21 protein-coding genes are annotated in these 15,246 nt (G+C 40.9%); 2 read left to right on the top strand and 19 right to left on the bottom strand.

The features are described 5' to 3' along the window. Positions 1-5: 5 nt before the first annotated feature. The 18 genes from WH214_RS11330 to WH214_RS11245 all read right to left on the bottom strand — a co-directional run bounded on the left by WH214_RS11330 (position 6) and on the right by WH214_RS11245 (position 12,455). The gene (locus WH214_RS11330; RefSeq protein WP_339420997.1) at positions 6-458 is read right to left on the bottom strand and encodes a phage tail terminator protein; all 453 of its coding nucleotides are present in this window, start codon (positions 456-458) and stop codon (positions 6-8) included. Then, positions 451-999 carry a phage virion morphogenesis protein gene (locus WH214_RS11325; protein WP_339420999.1) on the bottom strand — a complete coding sequence of 183 codons (549 nt, stop codon included), beginning with the start codon at positions 997-999 and terminating at the stop codon, positions 451-453. The genes WH214_RS11330 and WH214_RS11325 overlap by 8 nt, the downstream gene beginning before the upstream one ends. 8 nt (positions 1,000-1,007) lie before the next feature. After that, entirely contained in the window at positions 1,008-1,463 is a 456-nt protein-coding gene (locus tag WH214_RS11320; RefSeq protein WP_339421001.1) for a gp436 family protein, read from the bottom strand. A gap of 8 nt (positions 1,464-1,471) precedes the next feature. Further along, on the bottom strand, positions 1,472-1,825 hold the full coding sequence (locus tag WH214_RS11315; RefSeq protein WP_339421003.1) for a hypothetical protein: 354 nt from the start codon (positions 1,823-1,825) through the stop codon (positions 1,472-1,474). A gap of 10 nt (positions 1,826-1,835) precedes the next feature. Next, positions 1,836-2,915, bottom strand: coding sequence for a major capsid protein (locus tag WH214_RS11310; protein WP_339421005.1), 1,080 nt, complete (start codon positions 2,913-2,915; stop codon positions 1,836-1,838). A 3-nt stretch (positions 2,916-2,918) separates the two neighbouring features. Beyond that, positions 2,919-3,284 carry a hypothetical protein gene (locus tag WH214_RS11305; RefSeq protein WP_339421007.1) on the bottom strand — a complete coding sequence of 122 codons (366 nt, stop codon included), beginning with the start codon at positions 3,282-3,284 and terminating at the stop codon, positions 2,919-2,921. A gap of 3 nt (positions 3,285-3,287) precedes the next feature. Next, positions 3,288-4,253 (bottom strand): hypothetical protein, encoded by a 966-nt coding sequence (locus WH214_RS11300; RefSeq protein WP_339421010.1) that lies wholly within the window; start codon positions 4,251-4,253, stop codon positions 3,288-3,290. Positions 4,254-4,307: 54 nt separating this feature from the next. Next, positions 4,308-4,739 carry a hypothetical protein gene (locus tag WH214_RS11295; RefSeq protein WP_339421012.1) on the bottom strand — a complete coding sequence of 144 codons (432 nt, stop codon included), beginning with the start codon at positions 4,737-4,739 and terminating at the stop codon, positions 4,308-4,310. A gap of 223 nt (positions 4,740-4,962) precedes the next feature. Then, complete coding sequence (locus WH214_RS11290) at positions 4,963-6,168, bottom strand: phage head morphogenesis protein (RefSeq protein WP_339421014.1); 1,206 nt, start codon at positions 6,166-6,168, stop codon at positions 4,963-4,965. Continuing rightward, positions 6,169-7,626 (bottom strand): phage portal protein family protein, encoded by a 1,458-nt coding sequence (locus tag WH214_RS11285; protein ID WP_339421016.1) that lies wholly within the window; start codon positions 7,624-7,626, stop codon positions 6,169-6,171. An 8-nt stretch (positions 7,627-7,634) separates the two neighbouring features. Then, positions 7,635-9,044 (bottom strand): phage terminase large subunit, encoded by a 1,410-nt coding sequence (gene terL / locus WH214_RS11280; RefSeq protein WP_339421018.1) that lies wholly within the window; start codon positions 9,042-9,044, stop codon positions 7,635-7,637. After that, the gene (locus tag WH214_RS11275) at positions 9,034-9,498 is read right to left on the bottom strand and encodes a DUF2280 domain-containing protein (protein ID WP_339421020.1); all 465 of its coding nucleotides are present in this window, start codon (positions 9,496-9,498) and stop codon (positions 9,034-9,036) included. Before WH214_RS11275 ends, terL begins: the two co-directional genes overlap by 11 nt. Before the next feature lie 58 nt (positions 9,499-9,556). Next, a complete protein-coding gene (locus tag WH214_RS11270) occupies positions 9,557-10,198 on the bottom strand; it encodes a putative metallopeptidase (protein WP_339421022.1) in 642 nt (213 codons plus the stop codon). Further along, positions 10,158-10,595, bottom strand: coding sequence for a hypothetical protein (locus WH214_RS11265; protein WP_339421024.1), 438 nt, complete (start codon positions 10,593-10,595; stop codon positions 10,158-10,160). The genes WH214_RS11270 and WH214_RS11265 overlap by 41 nt, the downstream gene beginning before the upstream one ends. Positions 10,596-10,630: 35 nt before the next feature. Beyond that, the gene (locus tag WH214_RS11260; protein ID WP_339421026.1) at positions 10,631-11,320 is read right to left on the bottom strand and encodes a DUF6988 family protein; all 690 of its coding nucleotides are present in this window, start codon (positions 11,318-11,320) and stop codon (positions 10,631-10,633) included. A 305-nt stretch (positions 11,321-11,625) separates the two neighbouring features. Then, positions 11,626-11,829 (bottom strand): acyl-CoA thioesterase, encoded by a 204-nt coding sequence (locus tag WH214_RS11255; protein WP_339421028.1) that lies wholly within the window; start codon positions 11,827-11,829, stop codon positions 11,626-11,628. A 33-nt stretch (positions 11,830-11,862) separates the two neighbouring features. Continuing rightward, complete coding sequence (locus WH214_RS11250; RefSeq protein WP_339421030.1) at positions 11,863-12,132, bottom strand: hypothetical protein; 270 nt, start codon at positions 12,130-12,132, stop codon at positions 11,863-11,865. Positions 12,133-12,227: 95 nt separating this feature from the next. After that, positions 12,228-12,455 (bottom strand): hypothetical protein, encoded by a 228-nt coding sequence (locus WH214_RS11245; protein WP_339421032.1) that lies wholly within the window; start codon positions 12,453-12,455, stop codon positions 12,228-12,230. Between the two features lie 565 nt (positions 12,456-13,020). Between WH214_RS11245 and xseA the strand changes: the two genes are divergently transcribed. Both xseA and xseB read left to right on the top strand, forming a co-directional pair. Continuing rightward, entirely contained in the window at positions 13,021-14,283 is a 1,263-nt protein-coding gene (xseA, locus tag WH214_RS11240) for an exodeoxyribonuclease VII large subunit (RefSeq protein WP_339421034.1), read from the top strand. Next, a complete protein-coding gene (gene xseB / locus WH214_RS11235; protein WP_234953523.1) occupies positions 14,276-14,470 on the top strand; it encodes an exodeoxyribonuclease VII small subunit in 195 nt (64 codons plus the stop codon). Before xseA ends, xseB begins: the two co-directional genes overlap by 8 nt. Positions 14,471-14,523: 53 nt before the next feature. Here xseB and WH214_RS11230 read toward each other — a convergent pair whose 3' ends face one another. Continuing rightward, positions 14,524-15,219 (bottom strand): SLATT domain-containing protein, encoded by a 696-nt coding sequence (locus tag WH214_RS11230; protein WP_339421040.1) that lies wholly within the window; start codon positions 15,217-15,219, stop codon positions 14,524-14,526. Between the last annotated feature and the right edge of the window lie 27 nt (positions 15,220-15,246).

The following is a 15,246-nucleotide window of genomic DNA, read 5'->3' as shown; positions in this document are numbered from 1 at the left end:
GTTCCTTAATCAGGTTCAGTTTGAATGAATAGCTCGGACTCTAAAACCACGGTTGAGTAGACACAGCTTTTAGAAATGTCTTCCTCCGTATTCATATAAATCAGTGGTTCAGTACTGGATTCAGGTTCCCAGCCACTCAGTTTTTTGATGATCTTAATAGTTAGATCACCAGCCATATCGAATGCTTTAGAACCATCTGTCACCTGTGATGCTGCATGCTTACAACAAGCTGTCACTTCCCAGACCACTTTCAGCTTAAGTGCATCGCCTTTACTCACCACTCCCGCACTTTTAGTACGGCGGAAATTCACTTGAATGTTGGGGGTGATTTGGGATAGCTCAGTCGTCACACCTAAGTTTTTAGGGGTATAGATCTTCTTTACACCCCACTCATCCATGAATTGCTCGAGGCGCGCTACTATCTCATCACGTACCGCATATAGATTTTCATCACTCATCTAGCACTACATCCTCAACAATGTTTAATAAATCCTGCTCGTCATCTACAGTTAAACCCAACCAAGCACGTGCAGGCATTTTCACGGCATAAGCACCAACGGTCACGTCTTGAGCAAAGTTAGATCGTGTTTGACGAACAAAACGATTACCGACAACACCGGTCCTTTGGTTCTGTCGGAAGTAAACCGTGCTTTGACGTGCCTCATGTTTGATTTCACCGCCAAAATGATGGATCGCTCCATACTCAACGTCTGTACCCACTTCAAAACCATTGCTGATGGTGTTATTGGTAATAGAGTTCATTAGACGCGATTTATCTCGCAGTGTTGTACCGCCTTGGCGCATCACCCTGACGGACAATGGCCACTTGCCGTATAAGCCCTCTCCACGAGACCAGCGATCGCGGATATTCTCCACCAAGGCTGCACCCATGCGCTCATAAAGTCTGGACTGACGCTCTTCAATGTCAGCATACAAACTTAAAGCCTTAGAGATCGCAGAGTCACCATCAGCACGGATTTCAATAACTGCACCTGGCATCCATCACCTCACTTAATGCTCGGCATTTTTCCAAGGACATCGTCACCAAAAACACCACCTGTATAAGTCGTGCCTATTGGTGCTGTAGATGGTTTGTTTTTGGGTGTGTCATCTACAATCTGGTTGGTTTCCACATTTTGAATTTGCAAATGTGCTTTATTGGTAGCAACCAGCTTTAAGAAATTGACTGCTTCCTCATAAAGCTTGGTGATATGTTCAAGAGGCTCTTCAGTGTAAAGACGATAACGTGCGATATCACACGCTATACGTTTTAAGTTGGAGGGTACGCTTGCAAGTGGCAAAGAATAACGGCTACCGATGTAACCGTTAATTTCTTCCTCCGCATCCTGCAGTGCGACTTGCACAACATCAACAGGATCTACCCCACCTTCACGCCCCAACTTAAGATCATCAATAACCTGCGCACCAAACCGTGTTTTTAAGTCAACTTCAGTCGCGTACATAGATCACCTTACTTATCAGCAGTAGCTTTCTTGGCTTCGGTAGTGGTTTTCTTTAAAGCAGCTTCGGACGTAGCTAAAGCCTTTTCAAGTTCAGTAACTTTGGTTTTAAGCCCATCATTCTCCTGATCAGACTTGGCTTTCTCTTCAGTCATGAGCTTGATAGTTCCTGCTTGTTCAGCATTTTCCTTTTCAAGTTCAGCTAAGCGTGCAGCGGTACCATCCGCCTTAGGTTGTTCTGGAGCTTTTTCTTCTTCAACAGCTCCAGATGCTAAAAGGGCCTGAATACGATCTGCATTCAAGCCCTTGATTTCGTCACCCGGCATAAACTGCCCGATGGATTGCTTTGCAATGTACTTTGGCATTTATGCCCCCTTATAGAGTGATGAAACCTGTACCACCACAGATACCGTTTTTATTGCTCGGTACAACAAGTGGTGAAGATTCGGTTAAAAGCATAATTCCACTTGGATCTTCTTCATACCATTGACGATCGAAGTACTCCAACGCTAAACCATTTGCATGAATGTTTTCAATTTTACACTGGGTCACATAACCGTTCGTGTCGGCAATCAATGCAAAATAATCATGCGGAATAAAGCGCTTAGTCTGGCCTTTATTTTTGTAGGTTGAATCGTAAGTCCAGATCTCAATATCCCCCAAGTAACCTTTAAACTTGGCTGAACGTGATGCACTGAGCTCTGGGCGATACGGAACGCTAATACCGGCATAAGGTGCTACAAATTTTGCTTTAAAATCTGCATTTTTTTCTAAGACTGACCAAACTTTAGCAGCCGTTAGAATCATCTTAGCTTCGCCACCATTTTCATCCAACATGCGCTGAGCCATAAGATCAATATCTTCGACAGGTTTTGCACCCGCTTGATCCCATGCAATTGCTGGAGTAAATGCCAGTGATGCACTACGCCCATAAGAAACAACGTTCTTCGTGTAGTCATCTGACTCAAGCACGATCTGACCTGTAATAACCAATTCAGTGGCCATAAGAATCTTACGATTATCGATAGAATCGTGATTGCGCTTCATGGTTTCAACTTGAGCAATCATATATTGCTCAGCTGTGCTTAACTGATTGTTGCCTGTCGAAATGATACCAGCATCGCGCATACGAGCTAACAGTGCAGTATCCCATGCTGTTGCAGGGGTTACCTGATTTTTTGGCTTTAAGTATGCCGGGTTGACATGACTCACTTGAATCGCAGTTGTGCGATCAAATGGTTTACCTGGTACTTGCGGAGCCACCAATGGCGCAATATCAGATTCAGTCTCAAGCTCAGCGATAGGCACTGTACTCGTCGTGAACGATTTGCGACGTGGGAAAAGCTTGTCCAAAAGCCATGTATCCATAGGCGCATAATTCGAGTGAATTAAAGCCAATTCATCAACGCCCAACAATTCAAGTGGAGCGTCATTAATTACAAAACTTTGTGGCATGGTTTACACCTTTGATAATTCAATGTTGTTTGTTGATGCTTTAGCGCGAGCAGCATCATATTTATTTGCAGCTAAAAGAGTGCCTGAGATTGAAACAGCCTCAACGCTAAACACCCCACCAATGAAGTACGGGATTTCAGTTCCCTTCGCAGCTGCTTCAGTGGCTTGTTCCGCTGTTAATGTTGCACCGCAAATAACATCCCAAGTTGATTCGTCTGTGGCATGAGTAAGAACATTTGCCGCAGATACCACCAGCAAATCACCCTCTTTGTATGCAGTTGCTGTAGTCACCTTCCCGTTTGCACGGCGCGTTTTACCCACATCCAAATTAAATGGGCGTGATTGATGTGATGTTGTAATAGTGGTCATGTATTAAACCCCTTTCTTCTGTGCTGCAAATGCCTTAGCACCTGCAGCGAATTGATGTTCTTGGCCCTGCTGACTGCCTTGCCCACCCTGACCACCTGTAGCTTGGTGACTAAACAAATGATTAAGGTGTGATGGAATTTGTTGCTGCTGTTGTTGACCAGCTGGTGGCTGAGTACCTGCTGAGAATTGACGAAGTTGTTTAGCTGAAAATGCAAATGCAGAGTCATCTAGCGCTTTCATTTCCGTAATATCTTCCGCACTAAACTCTTTACCAAGGTCTTTACCTAAAGCGGTAATTTCTGCTTCACGCTTTGCTGCTGCAAACTGCTTGTTTTGGTTTTCAAGCTCAGAGTTTTTAGTCTCCAGCTCTTGAATACGGGCTTGCGCCTTTTCTAATTCGGTCACGTCTGTGTCCTCTGTAGGTTGATTTGTTGTACCAGGTTTTGCTGAGAATGCGTTTACCGACGTTGTTCGATCTGCACCTGTTGAGCAGATCGTAAATTCACGGATGCGGTTATTTCTGAATACTGCGACTGGCCCAGTGAAAGTCTGTCCATTTACGACAACGCTCACGCCTTGCCCCACCTCCTCTACAGAACCAGGATCAATGAACATGGACATCTGAAACGGATAGCCATCATCCGCGTCATCCACAACTTCACGTGCTTTCGCATTGCGGAGAAAGTCACCAGTCACTGTGATGTTTTGATTAATACCGACTTCTTTCACCACACCAACTCGGCTTGTACTGAAGTGCTCTTCTAGTAAAGGTGTGGGGGTTGGAATCTCAATTCCTTCAAGATCGAAAACAACACCATTTCGACCCCAAAACCAATGACCATCAACACGACCACCACCATAAGCCGTGCCTTTAAAGGTTCGCTTCTTATCCCCTTCAACCTGAGGAACAATGTCCACGGCGGATAGTGAGAATAGGTACTTGCCCTGCTCTTCATTAAGTTCAGGCATTTTCATGCTCCATAAAAAAAACCACCTACAAAGGTGGTCTTGAATGTTTGTGTTTTAAATACTGTGGATTAAGGCTAAAAGCTTCTCTTCAGTATCTTTAGTGTGGTCATAAAATACTGATCTTTCATTCTTAAGAGCTGATGCCAATGTATCAATGATTCGCAGCTTCTCCTCAAGTGAATAATCTTGCTTAAGGATAGCTTCTGAAGTATTACTATCCGCTAATGCGTTACTCCCATTAGACTCAACACCTAAAGCCACATTTCCATTTGACACATCTGAACTTTGACATAAAGCATTTGATCCAAAGTCACGCCCCATTGAATGGCAGCCGTCTTTATCAACTTTTAAGGCACCTGTTAAAAATAATCGTAACTGTTGCTCTTCTTCTGCAGTTTCAATTTTTACTGTCCGGATGAACTTAGGTAGCTTCGCGCCTTCTTCAACCACCACTGAATTTGAATCATCAATACCCATTACACGCATTTTCTTATCCTCAATAAAAAACCGCCCTTTAGGCGGCTTCAGTTAATTTTTACTCATGGTTTCTTTGGTGGTCGCGATAGAACGCAGCACATGGCACGTACTAGATTATTCACTCTTGATGGGCTACCAATCACAACTACTTTTTTCCCACAACTGCATGGCGAATAACCATTTCCATAACGACCATTCAAACCACGTCGACACGATTCACATTTTTCAGTCATTAATTCACCAATGCTTTAAGTGTGTAAATCATCTTGCCATTCAGCGCTTCAATCGAAACTACTTCAAACGACAAACCCATTGGCATTAATACGCCATGACCAGCATTCAATTCGTTTAGATCGATGCCTAAGCCTTTCGCATTCTCAATTTGCAAAACCACATCGGAAGCATTCTCTGCTAACAGTAATGGCGAATTAAATTGAACGGTTTGGCCAACTTCATAAGCAACTACATGCTGCAAGGTCACACCACCTGTCACGATTGAAGCAGAATTACTCGCCACGGCGCTTAATGCTTGCATGTCCTGTCTGAGCCACTGCTTTAAAACATCGTCCGCTTTTGAGCTTACAGACGCATTTAGGTAGTTCGTGATTGCAGCATCATTGCCCTGCACATAATCCAAGAAAGTCTTGATTGCACTTGGTCTAATGGATGGATCTAAAGGAATAACCGTATTGGCCACCGTGTTGAATAGATCTCTCGATTTATCATCCATTGGGGTTAACAGACTGGTGAGCTTTTTGGATGCAGTCCATTCGGCCTTAATTGCTTCTTTCTGCTCCAGTAGATATTCCTTATCCAGTAATGATTTAGAAATCTTCTGATCCACCAATGCCTCAAACTCTCCAAATTGCAACGGATGTGAACTCCAATCCAAAGCTTCGGCAACCTCTGGCAACTTGTCATCTGGTGTGATGCCGTATTTAAGCGCTTGGGCTTCAGTCAAGGCTATACATGTGCATCTACAGCGAAATCCAGTGGGAGGGTAATGCGTTAGCCAAAACGGATGATCAATCGGTAATACAATTCGATTCAATGCCAAATGTGCTGGACGCACACGTGAATCATTGATTGCCGAATACATTAGATACTGACGTTTATCTTTATTCCGTTGCTGTTGCTGCCAACGCCCATGACCATATGCACTTTGGATATTGGTGCGGAATACATTGTCTAGGTAGTGCTTGGGTAAAACGATTTCAGACTCAGCTACGAGCTTTTGAAAATCATTAAAGGTGCCACCCGATGCTAATGTTTTATTGAGTGACTTAATCACCGACTCAACTTGCTCAAGACTCGACATAAAACTAACTGTAGTCGCCATCTGTCGTGTCTTAAGATCCATTGAGTAAAACTCATCAGGCAGCACCACTTTCTTACTGTGCGCATACTGCAGCGCTTCAAGAAACGTGACTGGTTGCATCTATTTCCCCTTAGCAGCTGTTGCGTACCCCAATACATCTCCTGCATACAAAGCCTGATCTAGATTCGCTGCAAATTGCGACTTTGTTGCATCAGGTATCAATCGAGACAAATTGAACAGCAAAGCCTCTGGTGTCTCGGACTCAGCCGCTAACTGTTTAATTTGCTCATTGGTTAATAGCTGTAAATCATCTTGAGCATCTGTCAGTTCATCCACCTCTTGCTGTTCAGGTGACTGCTTTTGCAATGATGCCTTAAAACTAAATGCTTGATGAGGTAGAGCAGAGAATTGGGTACTTGGAACCACTTGCTCAACTGGCTTTAAATCTCCATCTTGCAAGTTGTACTCACGAATGAAGTATGACTCTGAAAGATTCGCACCGGCATTCTTTAAGTGCGTATCCCTCTCTGCCTGTTCTTTATTCAATGGCTTTGTTTTTTCACCTAGAAGTACTTTGTGCTCAGACCAATTGTTCAAGATGCATAGGGCATCAACAACAGCTTGGAGTGTAGGGGTAACCAATCGAATATCGGACTTAAGTTTGTCGCCACGGACATTTTCATGGACTTGACCTAATGCATAACTCCCCTTGCCATCTGTTCCACTTGTAAGTGTCTGCCCAAGTACAACCTCTTGAATCTGTTGCGCTAAAGTCTTGTTAAATGTCTCAAACGCGCCATTAGCAGAACCAGAGCCCTGAGTCGATAGAACTTGAACATCATCCTCAATATCAATTGAAAGTACACTTTGCGCATGAGCATTGAGTAATGCTTGGCTCATATCATCGGTTTCAGTGTCTTTGCATTTACCCAGTAAAATAGGCGTACCAAAACGCTCCAAGAACTTGGCCCAGAATTTAAATCCATTCTGTTTGAAGAAGAACAGCCAATAAAGTGTTGCCAGTAATGCCTTGCCATAAGGCTGTTCAAATGTAGCCTTGCGACGAGTGAGGAAGAACTTTAGAAATTGATCAACCTCCCGATCTGCGCCACCTCCATCTTGACGATAGATTAAACGTCCATCGTTTTTAGGCTCAAACCATTGCATTGGCTTTTCACCAATCCACTGCAACCCTAGATATCCCTCTTGTTTTACTTCATATACAGCCTCTTGGACTGAATAGCCAAAGAACAAAGCATTTAAGGCTCCTGCTGCGATCTCAAAGTACCATTCATCAAGTTCAGCTTTTAGATGTACAGCCTCAGGAGTATCACTAGGCTCAATGCGAAACGGCGTAGCTAGTAATGCATCGATGCGAGTCTCTACAGCCTGAGCAATTTCATCATCATCCAGTAATACAGATAAGCGATGACGAGTGATACCTGCTTTGCGCAATACCTCGTCATTGTCAGTGCGTCGTCCGAAGTGTGTGAAAAAGTTAGAAATCGCTTCTTGAGTGTATAGACCACCTTTAGACAAAGCCTTCTTTGACGCTTTGTCCTTTTTAGACTTTGCCATGTGTTTTCCTATTGATATGTACGACTTCCAGCACCAGCTGGTTTCTTACCGATTCGAGCTTCATTAAGCTCCGTAAAGCCATCACTACACCCATCCACTTGGTCGTCATGCGTACCATTTGGAAAGTTACGTAGCTCCTCAATGAGAGCTTTATTCCAGTCACCACGGAGCATCTTCACATTGCCGATATTGACCTGAGCGGCGAATGGTTGTGCACGGGTAATCTTGTCACCTGATACCGTCTCTGCTTTAACGCTAAAGCCTGAAAGCATCGTGATGAAGTTTTTAGCTTGTGACTTCCCAGCTTGACCAGGATCTTGAGGTAATCGAATTGAAACAGACTTACCATCCATTTGAGCTGTTTGCTTAATCGTGTTTTCCACACCATCAGGCCCCCATCGCCCGCGAACCATGTCTACGATGTAAATCATATTTTCCTTGGTCTTTAGCATTCTTGGACCTGCAGTCCAGTCACCTTCATTTTCAGAAGCTGCTAAGTCCCAAGCACGAACTTCTTTGATGAATTCCGCTGGTAACGCATCCACAATTTCAATTCTGTCAGGCTTAAAAAAACCACCCGCAGGTGGTGATGGTAACTGTCGATACTGACCAGAGAAGACATACGGCGCTGCATCCTCCATGACCCTTAATCGCTCAATACTATGTTTTTCTGGCCAGAGTGCTGAGCCATCGGGCTGAATTGCAGGTAAACACAAATGTTCCCACTCTTCGCCATTCCCGCCATCTAACAACCAACCTGCAAGGTCTTGCTCATGCAAGCGCTGCATAATGACGATAATGGGCGTATCAGGTGAGTTTGTTCGAGATTCCAAAGTGTTTTGAAACCATTCAATCACATTGCCACGAATCGTGTCTGAGCTTGCTTCACTGGCTTTATGCGGGTCATCAATAATAATGGCTCCACCAAACTCTTTTCGAATCTTACCTGCACCAAAACCAGTGATGGTACCGCCCGTACCTTGCGCGTAGCAGACACCACCAGCAACTGTTCGCCAATCATCTTTCGCTTTACTATCATCCCTTAACTTAAATTCAGGAAATACTCGCTTAAAGGCAGTTTCTTGAACTAGGTTTCGCGTCTGGAATGCGTTATTAGCCGCTAAGGTTGCCGAGTAACTGATATGAATAAACTCACAATCAGGAACTTTACCAAAGCACCAAGCCATGAAGTTAATTACAGCCAGCTCCGTCTTGGAGTATCGAGGCGGAACGTTAATGATTAAACGCTTAATCTCACCACGGAAAACTCGCATCAAAGCATCACAGACAACTCTATGGTGCCAGTTGTGCATCCACTTGTACTTACGACGTTCTTTGAACATGTATCGAGAAAAGAAATACAAGTCCTCTTGAGCTTCAATACGTATCGCAAGTTCGCGTGCTGGATCAGTACTCATCTAAAACCTGCTCCCTCGCTTCAAGGTAGCTCTCAGTTGAAACATTGGAATTTACAGTCTCGATTGGCTTGCCATCTTTGCCCGTGATCTCTTGCTTTGTTACTCGGCCATCCGTTTCTTGGAAGGCTTGTTTCAGTAAATTCTGTTTAAGCCGTTTGTTTTTTCCTGAATCATCGTACATACCTTGAAGCTCTTTCAAACGAAATGCCTTGTTAGCTATCGCAATGTCTTCGATATTTGCTCGAAAGTCTTTGCGAGAGCGCTCAAACAGATCCTTTAATTTTTTACTTAGGTTACGTCCAGCAAACTTTGTTGGGTCATAGTTTTCACATTGCCTGCGATCAATTTCAATGCCATATCTTTGCATGACAGCATCCGCTACCTGTTGGGGTGTTTCAAAGCATGCAAGAGACTGAACTATAAACATTTTTACAGGCTCTTTTAGTGCTGCCATAAACTCACCTTTGTCATGCTACGTCATGCAAGATAACCAAAAAAAAGAGCCCTAAGGCTCAATTGATCACACAGTTCCCACAACACGCAGATACATTAAATTTAGACACAAACGGCGCATTCTTTGTGATTTCGACTAAGCGCTTAACACTTTCGCTTGCACCCCAACGCTTGACCACACCGTAGAACTCTTCAACATCGTGACCAGCTAAGTAATGCTTTGGTAAGCCAGTATTGTCGCTATAGATGATCTCATCATCTTGGTCACGTTCTACACCAATGTGATAAAGCTCGTGCTCTATCAAGGCACAGAAGTCATGATCTGAAGCTTGCTCACAGAATGATGCATCTATAGTGATTAGGTAAACAGGTACACAACCAAACCAGTCACGCATCTGCTGTTCTTGCCGGGCTTTCTTCCATCCACCTTGGTTAAACATCAATTTTTCACATTGACCGAGTACCATGCGCTTTTTAGCCATGCATGCAGATGATGCCCAAGCAAATGCTAAAAAGGTTTCATCATCGTGTAGTAGTTCAGAGATATGGTCATGATCTGGATTGTGGAGCTGGCCACCAATGGTCAGATAGTTTTTAATCACCCATTCTTTTAATTCCACGGCGGGCGCAAGGCGAATTGCTTCTTCTTCCTCAGCCTGGTCAATGAGATCCGTCGGTGGGAATGGTCTGATCTGCTCCATCTTTCAAACTCTTTAATTGACTTAGAATCCAGTTAATCGCATAACCCGACTCAATTGTATGTGGCTCAAAACGCTCAATCTTGTAACCCATATCTTCAGCCAGATCATACTTATTAAATGCGTTTGCTATCTTTTTCTCACCACGACCAACTGACCACGGACTACCAGCTATTTCGATAAGAAGTCGCAACTTCACTACATAAAAATCAAATCGCCAGTTTTTAGTGGATTCAAATTGAAATTTACGCTCATAGCCAATCAGGTGTTCTTCTAATTCTTGAAATAGGGTTTCTTCAACTTCTAGATATTTTTCTTTTGCCTTTGGTAAAGGTTTAGAGCGTGGTTTTGTTTTAGGTGGACGCTTTTTGGTTTTCCAGAAATAATCGTCTGCGTTCATAAAATTCGCCCATAAAAAAACCTCCAGAAGGAGGCTTATTTTAATTTTCCATCAGTGTAATATTTTTCAACCCTTGCTTTCATAACGGGATCAACATCATCTTCCAAGTAAAAACAAGATCTATACTTTTCTATTAGATATTCAATAAACTTTTGCTTGTCAGGAACAGAATGCTTCAGCATTATTTGTGCCGCAACAGTAATTAAGTTGTTTGACTGCCTCATTTGAATTAACAGCATCTCTTCCTTGTACCCCATAACATCTCTTGTGAATGTTTGTTTTCCAGTATGTACAAATGAATTAAGTTGTTTTAAATGATATTTTTTAAACTGGCATAAGTGATCAATCACTGGCTTAGCAAGAAGATTTGCATTACTCAGTCTATCAAGCATGTCGCTTAACATTGGACAAGTATCACTTTCGAACTGCTCTTCAAAGGTATAACTAAAATTTAGCTTGGATACTTGATGATTCGTAGCAATAAATAAAAGCCAGTAGGCCCTAACCACTGCCTCAAATTGAGACCTTAACAAAATCATTGCTTGCGTTGGCAATCCGGCCGCAAGTAAGCCATTAACCCCTATGCCATGCTCAAATGAAATGTAGATACATTGCTCAACCAGTTCTAATCTAGGTCCACAGTCCAGAATATCACTCTCAATAATCTCTTGCTTAAGCTCAGTGATCATTTGTAACGATAATTCAAATAATTTTTCTTTGTTCACAATTACTTATTTGCTTGTTAAAAACCCATCTTATACTTTGGCCAATTAAAAAACCACCCGAAGGTGGTTCGCTTAAAACAACACCGACATTTGCCCAAACTCATAAATCGTTAATGCAAGGACAAAGGCCGAAACCGAGATTACAAGCACATCTTGTGAAGCCATACTTTTCTCCCTTTATTGTTCTTTTTTTATACTCTCACAATTAAAATAATTATCAACACCGAAAGAATACATTTCTCACAATTTACAGTGATAGACATGTAAGAGATTATATAAAAGTAGCTTATTTACCAGTTAAACGTCTAAGTGCTTAAAAATTTCCGTAGTTGCTTTTGTCTTCTTGTAAGTCCAAGCACCTCTTTTCGATTAATAATTTCATCTTTAGTAAATGGCAATTGGTTGATAAGACCCTCTATAGGCATAGAACTATTTTCAATTAAGAAACTGTCCTGTTCGATTGTCCAGTTTGAGTTTATGTGCTCAGATTTTTTACGATGTCTTTTCATAAGATGAAATGATACCAAGTCATTAGACAAAAATCATAGATTCAAAGCTTTATGGGCCCATTTCAGAAATTTATCTTTATCGTTGAAATGCGGAACATTCAATAAATTGATGTAGGAAACTTCACCAAAGTTTCCTGAGATTTGATTTGATTCAAGAACTGTAAAATCTTCTTCTTGCCCTACATGTACTTCTCGAAAAAACTCCGTAACCTTCCGATCAAGGTTTAGTGAGGTAAACCCCTCTCTCTCAACTAAAAAGTCATAGATCTGGCTAATCACATGTAGTTCAAATTTTCTATTCATTGTCTTCCGTTCTCATAATTATTTTAACAATTGGTTTAATTTAAACTAATTTCATTTACGGATAAAGGTAATAAAAAACCTACTCTCATGGACATTTAAATAGATTTTCGCTTAGCCTTTGCTAGTAAGATCTCTATTCGTTGAGTAACTTCCCACAATTTAAGCTCAGTATCACGCCAAAAATAGTAGACGTCACCATCTATTACATACATTTGCTTAATGTAGTTTGTTGATTTTGTCTTGTTTACTTCTTTAGCATTAAAAGATGGTTTATCAAGCACTATTACCCTGCCATCTAAATCACCACCGATACAAATATTCATTTCTATTCTTCTTGTTGTAAGCAATGATTAAACTATATCACAAACAAAAAATCGCAATTATCTGAACGAACTTTATCTACTAAGTATCTGATAAATTATTAGAATTTATACCAATGCGATTTAAGTTAAGCTGCCATTAAAAAAGCCCTACATCTCTGTAAGGCTTTTCCCCTTGGTCATGTGCGCTGATACAAGGAATCGTTGTTTTTATTTACAACAAAATAATTAAATCATTAATTGCATAAAAAATGAAGCAAAAAAAACCTACAACTTGGGGAAGGTGCAGGATAAAACTGATATTAACTATCATGGAGAACTTAATACCAAGTAATATACTTGGTTTATATTGAGATCTCATTCACATTTTATTCCAAATTATCTAGCAACAAAAAAAGCCCATCAAATGATGAGCTTTTTACGGTAATTAAGTGAATTTCCATATGTACGTCCACTATAGCAGAAATATGCCATATACCTTGATCAAGGTCAAGTGAGCATATTCTCAATTTGCACTTATAGCTTTGCTTTAATACTATTCACTTAAGCACTTAAAATAATTGACCTAATGTCTGAACCTCAGTTTTCTCTCAGTGATTATCTATCCACAGTACAGGAAGTAATTCAAATTACTTTCAATGAACCTGTATGGGTTAAAGCTGAGATCCGCAATCTTAGTATTAAGGGTGGGCATTACTATCTTGAGTTAGCTGAAAAGGATGAAAGTACCGACAAAGTTATAGCGAGTTGTAAAGGAACCATCTGGAAATTTACAGCTCAGAAAATGGTGCTTAAGTTTGAAAGGGAAAGCGGTGTAGAGCTTTCAAAAGATTTAAATGTCCTGGTAAAAGTCAGAGCCAAGTTTGATCCACAGTATGGCTTTTCAGTTAATGTTGAAGATATTGATTCAAGCTATACCCTTGGAGACATTGCACGGCGTTATCAACAAATATTAGAAAGACTAACCACTGAAGGTCTGTTAAATAAAAATAAGCTCATTCCTACTCCATTTGATATTCAGAATGTCCTGGTAATTGCTCCTGAGAATGCGGCAGGTTTAGGTGACTTCAAAAAAGATGCTGATGCTTTAGAAAAATCTGGTGTATGTCATTTCAAATACTATTCAGCCACATTTCAAGGGAACACGGCAGCACAGAGTATCATCACTTCTCTAAGTAATGGTCTGAGACAATGGGCTACTGATTTCAATACGCCACCCGATCTCATCGTGATTATCCGTGGTGGCGGTGCTGTGAACGACCTTGCCTATTTAAATGATTTCGAACTGGCAGCATTGTTGGCCAAACGAACCGTTCCGATTTGGGTCGGTATTGGTCACGAGAAAGACCGTACGATATTGGATGAAGTTGCAAACCGTTCATTTGACACACCAAGTAAGGTAATTGGTGGTATTCGTAATCTAATTGCTGAACGGACTCAGGACGTCTTAGATGCTTTCCAAACCATCAAGTTATTATCTCAACATCAAATCACGGCGTACCAAAGCCAAAATGATCAATACATGAGGATGATTAAGACGCTTGCACATGGGCAAATCAATGAAGCAAATAAGAGCGTCGCTTTGATGAGAAGCACCCTACATTATTTAGCCCAGCAACAGATCAAACTAGCAACGAATCAAGTCGAATCGCTGATGCGTGAAACACTTATCCAAAATCCACGAAACGTGATGGCTAAAGGTTACGGTATTGTCCGTAGTGAAGGGAAAGCTATTCGCTCTATTCAACAAATCTCAGGTGATAACATCCAGGTCGAATTACAGGATGGCACCATTCAAGCAAATGTAACGAAGGTAATTAGTAATGAGTAAAAAAGAACTCTCTTTCAAGGAAGGCTATGAAGTCCTTAAAAAGAATGCTGAACTATTGGAATCACAGGAAGAGCCGGACATCGACAATTTAATGAAAATCGTTGAAGAGTCTATGGTTGCGTACAAAGCCTGTAAAACACGTGTAGATGCAGTTCAACAGGCTTTGAATGAGACGTTTAAGGAGTGAGTCTTGCTCACAAACTTTAGACACTCTCATTTAATTCAATTATTAAAAATAGTCTAATGTAGGAATGCAAAATAAGAAGTTATTTTAAACATATCTGTGATAATAAATAACTCTAACGCAATTAATATGACTACAGGAAAGTAGTTCATGATTAAGATAAAGAAAATATATATTCTTAATTTTAGCCAACAGAGAATACTAATTTGATATAGATCTCTATACCTTATGATTGTTAATGAGAAATCACATCTTTGATGGTTCTCTACGTCTGCTACAATTATTGCATACCTGCGCTGGATATCTTCTACAACTTCTTTTGGAGCTTCTCCTCCAGCGGCCTCACGTTTTAATTCTCGGATTAAATCTTTAACTTTATCACCACAATCATTTAAATTTTCACATCGAGTTTCATATTTCGCAGTACCAATTATTACAGAGTAAACTAAAACAGCTACGGCTAGAAAAATTTGAATCGCACTCAAAACATCATTACTAAAAGATATCTCAACCTTTGCTAGTTGCATCAAAGGTATAAAAATAAGACCTAAAGATAAAACTGTAGTAGTTAAAAATGCGATTTTACTTTGCCAAGCAATTCTTGTTGCTGCATGGTATCTACTTACAGCTGTAGTCTTCATAGATGCAATTACCCTTTTAGTTGCACTATTTCCACAATCAACTTCTTCAATACTTAAATTTAAAATTTTTTCATAAAAATTCTTTAAAAATTTTTTGTTTATTACAATCATAATTAAGTTACATTATAAAACTATAAA

Source organism: Acinetobacter sp. MYb191 (genome assembly GCF_037572605.1).
Classification (GTDB): domain Bacteria; phylum Pseudomonadota; class Gammaproteobacteria; order Pseudomonadales; family Moraxellaceae; genus Acinetobacter; species Acinetobacter johnsonii.
The sequence above is the reverse complement of the archived record's forward strand: the minus strand, read 5'-3'. Positions and strand labels throughout refer to the sequence as shown.

Bases quoted from the DNA above. Each gene is read 5' to 3' on its own strand.
- WH214_RS11320 (WP_339421001.1), bottom strand. From the start codon at position 1,463: ATGTACGCGACTGAAGTTGACTTAAAAACACGGTTTGGTGCGCAGGTT.
- WH214_RS11305 (WP_339421007.1), bottom strand. From the start codon at position 3,284: ATGACCACTATTACAACATCACATCAATCACGCCCATTTAATTTGGAT.
- WH214_RS11325 (WP_339420999.1), bottom strand. From the start codon at position 999: ATGCCAGGTGCAGTTATTGAAATCCGTGCTGATGGTGACTCTGCGATC.
- WH214_RS11290 (WP_339421014.1), bottom strand. From the start codon at position 6,168: ATGCAACCAGTCACGTTTCTTGAAGCGCTGCAGTATGCGCACAGTAAG.
- WH214_RS11300 (WP_339421010.1), bottom strand. From the start codon at position 4,253: ATGCCTGAACTTAATGAAGAGCAGGGCAAGTACCTATTCTCACTATCC.
- WH214_RS11230 (WP_339421040.1), bottom strand. From the start codon at position 15,219: ATGATTGTAATAAACAAAAAATTTTTAAAGAATTTTTATGAAAAAATT.
- WH214_RS11315 (WP_339421003.1), bottom strand. From the start codon at position 1,825: ATGCCAAAGTACATTGCAAAGCAATCCATCGGGCAGTTTATGCCGGGT.
- WH214_RS11250 (WP_339421030.1), bottom strand. From the start codon at position 12,132: ATGAATAGAAAATTTGAACTACATGTGATTAGCCAGATCTATGACTTT.
- xseA (WP_339421034.1), top strand. From the start codon at position 13,021: ATGTCTGAACCTCAGTTTTCTCTCAGTGATTATCTATCCACAGTACAG.
- WH214_RS11285 (WP_339421016.1), bottom strand. From the start codon at position 7,626: ATGGCAAAGTCTAAAAAGGACAAAGCGTCAAAGAAGGCTTTGTCTAAA.
- xseB (WP_234953523.1), top strand. From the start codon at position 14,276: ATGAGTAAAAAAGAACTCTCTTTCAAGGAAGGCTATGAAGTCCTTAAA.
- WH214_RS11275 (WP_339421020.1), bottom strand. From the start codon at position 9,498: ATGGCAGCACTAAAAGAGCCTGTAAAAATGTTTATAGTTCAGTCTCTT.
- WH214_RS11310 (WP_339421005.1), bottom strand. From the start codon at position 2,915: ATGCCACAAAGTTTTGTAATTAATGACGCTCCACTTGAATTGTTGGGC.
- WH214_RS11270 (WP_339421022.1), bottom strand. From the start codon at position 10,198: ATGGAGCAGATCAGACCATTCCCACCGACGGATCTCATTGACCAGGCT.
- WH214_RS11295 (WP_339421012.1), bottom strand. From the start codon at position 4,739: ATGCGTGTAATGGGTATTGATGATTCAAATTCAGTGGTGGTTGAAGAA.
- WH214_RS11245 (WP_339421032.1), bottom strand. From the start codon at position 12,455: ATGAATATTTGTATCGGTGGTGATTTAGATGGCAGGGTAATAGTGCTT.
- WH214_RS11330 (WP_339420997.1), bottom strand. From the start codon at position 458: ATGAGTGATGAAAATCTATATGCGGTACGTGATGAGATAGTAGCGCGC.
- terL (WP_339421018.1), bottom strand. From the start codon at position 9,044: ATGAGTACTGATCCAGCACGCGAACTTGCGATACGTATTGAAGCTCAA.
- WH214_RS11255 (WP_339421028.1), bottom strand. From the start codon at position 11,829: ATGAAAAGACATCGTAAAAAATCTGAGCACATAAACTCAAACTGGACA.
- WH214_RS11265 (WP_339421024.1), bottom strand. From the start codon at position 10,595: ATGAACGCAGACGATTATTTCTGGAAAACCAAAAAGCGTCCACCTAAA.